Here is an 8,104-nt window from a genome sequence, read left to right on the forward strand (position 1 = left end):
AGCACCTCCTACTTTTGTAAGGCTTTTAATAGCTGATATAAATGTGTCGTAGCATCTTGATAGCCAATTTTTTCTGATTCAACTGCCATATTTTTTAATCTTTCTTCATCTTTCATGATCGCATCAATTGAAGAAACTAATGTTTGACCTGTAAGTTCACTATCCTTCAAAATTTCTGCAGCACCAACTCTAACTAGAGACATAGCATTTTTTGTTTGATGATCATTGGTAACATTAGGACTTGGAATTAATATCGAAGGTAATCCCATCCCGGTAAATTCAGCAATAGAGGTTGCGCCCGCTCGACTCACAACTAAATCTATATTAGCTAATACTTGTGTCATATTATCAATATAGGGCACAATTTTTACCATTTTTAATGAAGACAAGTCAATGTGTTCACTAATTGACTCAAAATAGATGTTACCCGTTGCTACAATTGTCTGATAATCTTTTTTTTCTAACTCATTGACGGCTTCTTCTACAGCATTCATCATCGTTTTGGCACCTCGACTGCCTCCAAATAATAAAACAGTCTTTTTATTGGAGTCTAATTGGTAAGTATCCGTCAAATAATTATCAGGTTTCAAACCTGCAACTTCTTGCGCACGAGGATTACCTGTTAATTCAACTTTTTCTTTTGGAAAATATTCTATGGCATCTTCAAAACATACGGCAACTTTATCAACATATCGTGATAAAAATTTATTTGCCACTCCTGGCACACTATTTTGTTCATGAATTAGTGTTGGAATACCTAATTTATGTGCAGCATAGACAACAGGTGCGCATACATAACCACCCGTTCCTACTACGACATCAGGTTGAAATTCCTTTATAATGCGTTTACTATCTTTGATACTCTTAAGAAACTTTTTGATTGTGGTCACATTTTCAAACGTTAACTTCCTTCTAAATCCCTGAATATCAACGGATGCAAATGGTAAATACTCATTTTTTACTATTGTACTTTCAAGTCCACCTTGAGTCCCAACATACATAAAGGTTGAATCAGGTTCTACTTCTTTTACATATTTAACTAAAGAAAGAGCCGGATAGACATGTCCACCCGTCCCTCCACCAGAAACTAATAATCTCATTAATTATTCCACTCTTCTTCTATATTTTTAATTGCTTGTTTGAATTGATCGCCACGGATTTCAAAATTTTTGAATTGGTCCCAACTAGCACATGCGGGAGAAAATAATAAAATATCTCCTTCATCAGAATATTCAAATGCATGTCTTACGGCTTCATCTAAATGATCATTGATGGAAATGTGAACAATCTCAACAGACTTAGCTGATATTGCAAGCTTATCTTTTGTTTCTCCGTATAACGAAATAGCTTTCACATTCTCTAAAGATGACTCTAGCTCAACAAAATCATTACCACGGTCTAATCCACCTGCGATAAGAATAACTTTATCTTTCTTGTCCTTAAACGCACTTAAAGCGGTTTGTGTTGCAAGAATATTTGTTGCTTTTGAATCATTGTATACTTTACGTCCTAATACATTACCAACAAATTCCATTCTATGAGAAACACCACCAAAGGTAGATAATGCCGTAATAATTTCTTCATTAGAAATGTTGTATAATTTTGCCACACTAATGGCTGCTAAAGCATTTTCAACATTATGCTCACCAGGTACGCCTATTTGATGAGTTAACATAATAAATTCCTCTTTGAAGAAAATCTTGTCATTTTCAACATAAGCACCTTCAGCATACTTCTCTTTGGTAGAGAATGGAATGACTGTTGCATTTGTTCTTTGTCCCAATAATCGTAATTCTTCCTGATTATAATTCAAAATCAAATAATCTGATTCTGTCATATTTTTTTGGATTTCCCATTTTGCTTTAACATATTCTTCTCGATTACCATGATAATCTAAATGAGCTTCAAAAATATTTACAATTACCGCAACTTTAGGCTTAAACGTTTCAATCCCCATTAATTGGAAACTTGACAATTCTGTTACCATCACATTATCTTTTGATACTTCTTGAGCTACTTGTGAAGCAACTTGACCGATATTTCCTGCAACAAATGCAAATGGCGTTTGTTTATCAGCATTTAATAAGTTGTTAATCATGGTTGTCGTGGTTGTTTTACCGTTTGTTCCGGTAATTCCAATAATAGGTGCTTCAGAAATTTCATAGGCTAATTCTACTTCTGTAATCACTGGAATTTGTTTTTCCAAAGCTACTTGAATCATAGGATTAGTATAAGGAATTCCAGGATTTTTTACTAACAATTCGAATTCTTCATCTAACAGCTCAATAGGATGACTACCAGCAATTACCTTAATACCCAACTCTAAAAGTTCTTGTGCTTCTATATTTTCTTCTAATGGCTTTCCATCATTAACGGTGACAATTGCCCCTAATTGATGGAGTAGTCTAGCCGCTGTTGTCCCACTTTTTGCTAAACCTAACACCAGTACTTTTTTATTTTGATAATTGCTAATAACTTTCATCCTACTCAACTCCTAATAAAGAATAAATAACGTGATGACTGACATCACTAATCCGACACACCAAAATACAATATTCACTTTCCATTCAGACCATCCTAGCATTTCAAAATGATGATGAATAGGCGCCATCTTAAATAAACGTTTACCCGTCAATTTGAATGAAGCAACTTGCAACATGACACTAAGTGTTTCAATTACATAAACAAGACCGATTAATAATAACGTCCATTCTTGATGTAACATAATTGAGATACCCGCTAGTAAACCGCCTAAAGCTAACGAACCGACATCACCCATGAAGATTTTTGCAGGTTTTTTATTATACATAAAGAAGCCTAGTAAACCACCAATTATGGTTAAACAAATCACAAGGACATCGAATTGCTCTTGTTTCCAAGCAATTAATCCGTATGTTGCAAAAGAAATCGTTCCTAATCCAGCAACCAAACCATCTAAACCATCTGTTAAGTTAACCGCATTTGAAAAACCAACTAGCCAAAAGATGATGAAGATACTGTAAATTACTACACCTAAAGGTAATTCTCCAATAATAGGTAAATCTAAAGAATGCGCACCTCCTAATTTAGCATAGCTAATACTAAAAATGATGCCTCCAATAATCTGAGTAATTAACTTTTGGATAGAGTTTAATCCCATGTTACGTTTCTTAAATATTTTAATGAAGTCATCTAAAAAACCAACAATTCCATATAATACTAAGATGAAAAGTAAACTCAACAATGTGGTGGTGATAATATTTTCCACAAAAAGAGCTGATACAAATGACGTAATCACTGTTGCAATTAAGAAAACAACGCCACCCATTGTAGGCGTTCCTGCCTTACTATTGTGCCACTTAGGTCCTTCTTCTCTAATTTGTTGTCCATGTTTTTTCAGTTGGAAATATCCAATGAAAAACGGCATGATAGTTACCGTAATCGCAAAGCTAATAGCGATTGGTAAAAAAATTTTTGTCCATTCCATACTTAACCCTCAATTCTATTTTACCAATAAATTTTATTTTAATTTTCTATCTAATGCTTCTTTTAATACTTTGTTTGAAACCGAAGAAATAATTGTCGAAGCCTGTTCCCCGTCCCCTTTGGTTGTTACAAACATGATATATTCTGGATTTTCTGTTGGTGCAATTTGAACAGCAGAGTTAATATAAATTTTTTCAAAATATTTACCTGTACTGTTATCAAATACTTGGGCTGTTCCGGTTTTTGCTGATACACGGTAACCATCTATTCCATAAGAAGTTCCTGTACCATATGTTTGATCTTCAACCACAGATGTCATCATATCTAATGTTTTCTTAGCAGTTTCAGCACTGATTGGTTTACCAACTTCTTTCACTGGCATTTCTTTTATCTCACCATTGCTGTCGACTACTTTACTAATATAATTAGGTTTTAACATCGTACCATTATTTGCAATAGCCGTGTATGCTTGAATCATTTGGAAAGGTGTAACTGAAATACCTTGACCATAAGATGTAATCGCAGAATCTACACTATTAGACATATCTGGAAGATAGCCTGGTACTTCATTTAATAAATTAGTACCTGTTAATTTATTGAAACCAAATTTATCTAATGATTCTACCCATTTGTCCTTCATTTGTGTTTCTAAATTAACCATTGCCACATTACTAGAAAAGGCAAACGCTTGACGATAGGTAATCGTCCCTTCTCCTTCTTTATTCCAGTCATATATTTTAGTCCCATCTTCGAATTCATAAACACCTGTTTTAACATAAGCATTAGGATCCAATATACCATTTTCAAAAGCGGTCGCAACTGTAAAAACTTTCATTGTTGATCCTGGTTCATATTGTCGTTGAATTAACAAGTTTGACCAAATATCTGTTTCATCATCTTGCTTTTCTAAACCTTCTTTTGTTTCTGGATTAAATGTAGGACGCTGTGAAGCTGCTACGATGTTGCCTGTTTTTGCTTCAACTAACATAGCCGTCATATCATCTTGATCAGGAAATTTTTTTAGAACTTCAGTCATTGAATCTTCCAACAGTACTTGCAAATTCAAATCTAATGTTGTATAAATATCTTTACCGTCTACAGCTTTTTTCTCAACTTCTACAGATCCTGCAATTTTGCGTTGAGCACTATCTTTTAAATACGTCTCTTTACCATTCTTACCAGAAAGAGTTTCATTTTCAGCTTTTTCAATTCCCATTTGCCCTGTCATACTATCTTCACCATCATTTTGTGCATAACCAATTAAATGAGAAGCAAAAATACCATTAGGATAAACTCTTGCTTGTTGCTCAGTAAAATATATCCCTTTAATGCCATCAGCATCTAAAGATTCTTCTATCTTGTTTTTTGTTTCAAGGGTTAAATTTTTCCCACCATTACCAAATTCTACTTGTTTTAAGTCTTGATTCAGTTGATCTAAAACATATTCTTTCTCTAAATCTGTGTTTTTTGCAATAACTTCTGCTACTTTTTCTTTGTTTTTATCTTCTACGTATAATTTTTCTCTTGAACCATTTTTACCATTCGTTGCGATGCCTAAGTAAGTGTTATCTAGTACAGCATACAACGAATAGGAAGTAGCGTCTGCGGCAATGATATTACCATTTCGATCATAAATGGTACCTCTTTTAGCCTTAATTACGCTACTTCCTTGATACAATTCTTGAGTTTTATCACTTAAAGAAGTATTACCGACTCTGCCAATTAGTACTACATAAGAAAATCTAGCAATAAATAGCAAAAAAACGCCAATTGTTACAAAAAACAAAAAAATAGAGAATTTTTTTCGATTAACAATAGGATTTAATCCTTTTCTTTGAATAAAATTCTGCCATTTTTCCCACATTAGTCTGTCACATTCCTTATATTATCTTCATGTTTAGTTAATCCAGCTTGTTTTGCTATTTCATTTAGCTTGTCCACTCTAGACAACTCAGTTTTTTCTTGTTCCAATTCAGTCACTGATTGTTTAATTCCACTATTTTTCGATTCAATTGATGAAATTTCATTTTCATATTGAGAAACTCGATTTGAGATTTGAACAGTAAGTGCAGAAAGGATTACAAAAAAAACAATTAAAGTCGCAACTAATAATTTTTCAATTTTAGTAATACGCTCTAGCCTAGAAATGGGTTGACTAAAGTCAACATTTTCTGTTGATGTTTCTATAACAGATAACTCAACAGGTTCATTAACAGCTTGTTCAATTACATCAAAACTTCTTTGCTCAGCCATTATTTCTGCTCTCCTTTACTTACTATTCTGCTTTTGTGCAACACGTAATTTGGCACTACGCGCACGATTATTAGCTTGTAATTCTTCATCACTTGGTAAAATCGGCTTTCTATTCACCAATTTAAGTTTAGGTTGGTATTCATCCGGTATCATCGGTAAACCATGTGGTACATCTTTTGGTTGACTATATTCTTTAAAAATATTTTTCACCAAACGATCCTCAAGTGAATGGAAGGTAATAACGCCTACCCTACCACCTATTTTCAACAAATCGATAGCTTGTTCTAAAGATTCTTCAACTACAGCAAGTTCATCATTAACTTCAATACGAATCGCTTGGAAAATTCTCTTTGCAGGATGCCCACCTTTTCTTCTAGCAGGTGCAGGTATCCCTTCTTTTATAATTTCAACTAATTCTCCTGTCGTTTCAATTGGTTGTTCCATACGTTTTTTTTCAATCAAACGAGCAATTTGTTTAGAAAATTTTTCTTCCCCGTATCTGTAGAAAATTTTAACTAATTGCTCATATGTATATGTATTCACCAAATCTTTTGCTGTAAAATCGGCGTGTTGATCCATACGCATATCTAGCTGGGCATCATTATGATAACTGAAGCCTCTTTCAATTTCATCTAATTGAGGGGAAGAAACACCTAAATCATAAATTAGACCATCGACTTGAGTAATACCCAAATTCGTTAGTTCTTCCTTTAAATAACGAAAGTTACTTTTAATAAAAGTGACTTGCCCTTTATCTATATATTGTTTTAATTTTTCTTTTGCGTGGTCTATCGCCGTTTGATCTTGATCAAATGCATACAAATGTCCTTTATCAGACAATTTAGATAATAACAATTCACTATGTCCTGCACCACCTAATGTACAGTCTACATAAATCCCATCCGGATCAGTAATTGTATTATCTACCGTTTCATTTAACAATACGGTGATATGGTTAAATTCTTTTACCATATTTTATCCTCTCTAAATTAACTAAAATCCAAAATCAATCATTGATTCAGCTAAATCATCATATTGATTCTCAGCTTCATCAGAATAATCTTGCCATTTTTGTTCACTCCAAATTTCAATACGATCAGATACGCCAATAATCACGCATCCTTTTTCAATCATCGCATGTTCTCTCAATGAAGATGGAATATTAATTCTACCTTGTTTATCTAATTCACATTCTGTTGCAGCAGAGTAAAAAAAACGTACAAAAGTTCTCGCGTCTTTTTTTGAAATAGGCAATTCTTTTAACTTTGTTTCAAGTTCTTGCCATTCTTGCATAGGGTAGCCAAACAAACATCCATCTAAACCACGTGTCAAAACAAATTTATCGCCTAAATCATCACGAAATTTTGCTGGCATGATTAAACGACCTTTTGAATCGATGTTATGCCGATGTTCGCCCATAAACATGATAGACTCCCCCTCCCCACTGTATAAGAATAGTCTACCACATTCCCCCACTTTCTACCACCTGATTAACAAAGTTTTATAAATTTAGTGAACTAAAAACCGTTTATTAGTCTAATTAAACCGTATACAATTAAAAAGGAATAGACCAATAAACTAATAAGGAATGTAAATCGCCAAAACATTTTAAAATAAAATTTATAATGTATATCACCATAAAAATAGGCGTGCATAACTGCGATAACAATCCCGATAATACACACAATCATAAACATGTAGGGCGTGATCGAAATAGAGAATATTTCATCAGATAAATAATGTAAACCAATAAATAATAATGGTGTTGCAATATCTGACGTTCTAAGTTGATATCTTTGTAATAAAGACCATCTTTTTACAATAAAATGGCTGGCAGACATCATAATAAACGGATAAAAAATCCAAAAAAACAACATAGGAGTCATTGTGTTCATTTTAAAGATCCTTCTTTCTATAGTTATATTTATCTTACACTAATAGCATTACAAATCTATTTCAAAATCATTGTAAATAGTTTATATTTTTAAAAAGACTTGATTCTACCTTTATATTTGGCTAATATTAAGATAGAAATTATAAGGAAGTGCTCATTAATGAAAAAATCAAAATTCGATACAATAAAAAAAGTAGTTATTTGGTTAATGCTGATTGCTACGATAGGTTCTGCTGTCATTTCAGTAATTATTGCCGCAATGAATATGTAATAACAAAAACAGTTGATTATCTATTCAACTGTTTTTGTGTATAAAAAATGAGCTAGAAGACTCAGTCCTCTAGCTCATTTTTATTAGCTACTAATAAAGTATTATTGATTACTCCGGCAGTAGGACTCGAACCTACGACATCATGATTAACAGTCATGCGCTACTACCAACTGAGCTATGCCGGATTATGCGTGGTAACGTCCTACTCTCACAGGGGGAAA

Annotated in this window: 9 protein-coding genes, 1 tRNA gene and 1 rRNA gene (1 of these 11 only partly in view); 1 reads left to right on the plus strand and 10 read right to left on the minus strand. The window is 33.2% G+C overall.

Features of this window, described 5'->3' with window-relative positions:
* Positions 1–8: 8 nt before the first annotated feature.
* The 8 genes from murG to E4Z98_RS06575 form a co-directional block, all read right to left on the minus strand.
* A complete protein-coding gene (gene murG / locus E4Z98_RS06540; RefSeq protein ID WP_135253458.1) occupies positions 9–1,100 on the minus strand; it encodes an undecaprenyldiphospho-muramoylpentapeptide beta-N-acetylglucosaminyltransferase in 1,092 nt (363 codons plus the stop codon).
* On the minus strand, positions 1,100–2,482 hold the full coding sequence (murD, locus tag E4Z98_RS06545) for a UDP-N-acetylmuramoyl-L-alanine--D-glutamate ligase (RefSeq protein ID WP_135253459.1): 1,383 nt from the start codon (positions 2,480–2,482) through the stop codon (positions 1,100–1,102). The genes murG and murD overlap by 1 nt, the downstream gene beginning before the upstream one ends.
* A 12-nt stretch (positions 2,483–2,494) precedes the next feature.
* Positions 2,495–3,466 (minus strand): phospho-N-acetylmuramoyl-pentapeptide-transferase, encoded by a 972-nt coding sequence (gene mraY, locus E4Z98_RS06550; RefSeq protein ID WP_135253460.1) that lies wholly within the window; start codon positions 3,464–3,466, stop codon positions 2,495–2,497.
* Positions 3,467–3,499: 33 nt separating this feature from the next.
* Complete coding sequence (locus E4Z98_RS06555; protein WP_135253461.1) at positions 3,500–5,329, minus strand: penicillin-binding transpeptidase domain-containing protein; 1,830 nt, start codon at positions 5,327–5,329, stop codon at positions 3,500–3,502.
* Positions 5,329–5,718 carry a septum formation initiator family protein gene (locus E4Z98_RS06560; protein WP_135253462.1) on the minus strand — a complete coding sequence of 130 codons (390 nt, stop codon included), beginning with the start codon at positions 5,716–5,718 and terminating at the stop codon, positions 5,329–5,331. Before E4Z98_RS06560 ends, E4Z98_RS06555 begins: the two co-directional genes overlap by 1 nt.
* Positions 5,719–5,733: 15 nt before the next feature.
* The gene (gene rsmH / locus E4Z98_RS06565) at positions 5,734–6,690 is read right to left on the minus strand and encodes a 16S rRNA (cytosine(1402)-N(4))-methyltransferase RsmH (protein WP_135253463.1); all 957 of its coding nucleotides are present in this window, start codon (positions 6,688–6,690) and stop codon (positions 5,734–5,736) included.
* 21 nt (positions 6,691–6,711) lie between these two features.
* Positions 6,712–7,143: a division/cell wall cluster transcriptional repressor MraZ gene (gene mraZ, locus E4Z98_RS06570; protein ID WP_135253464.1), complete on the minus strand. Its 432-nt coding sequence runs from the start codon at positions 7,141–7,143 to the stop codon at positions 6,712–6,714.
* Between the two features lie 92 nt (positions 7,144–7,235).
* A complete protein-coding gene (locus E4Z98_RS06575; protein ID WP_135253465.1) occupies positions 7,236–7,613 on the minus strand; it encodes a DUF3397 domain-containing protein in 378 nt (125 codons plus the stop codon).
* Positions 7,614–7,772: 159 nt separating this feature from the next.
* On the opposite strand from E4Z98_RS06575, the gene E4Z98_RS06580 reads away from it, so the two are divergent.
* Positions 7,773–7,883, plus strand: a complete 111-nt coding sequence (locus E4Z98_RS06580; protein ID WP_135253466.1) for a DUF4044 domain-containing protein — start codon at positions 7,773–7,775, stop codon at positions 7,881–7,883.
* 111 nt (positions 7,884–7,994) lie between these two features.
* Here E4Z98_RS06580 and E4Z98_RS06585 read toward each other — a convergent pair.
* Positions 7,995–8,068 (minus strand) — tRNA-Asn (locus tag E4Z98_RS06585).
* A 4-nt stretch (positions 8,069–8,072) separates the two neighbouring features.
* Positions 8,073–8,104: ribosomal RNA gene (gene rrf, locus E4Z98_RS06590) — 5S ribosomal RNA — on the minus strand; it runs 84 nt beyond the window's last position.

The organism is Vagococcus xieshaowenii (assembly GCF_004792515.1).
GTDB lineage: Bacteria > Bacillota > Bacilli > Lactobacillales > Vagococcaceae > Vagococcus_A > Vagococcus_A xieshaowenii.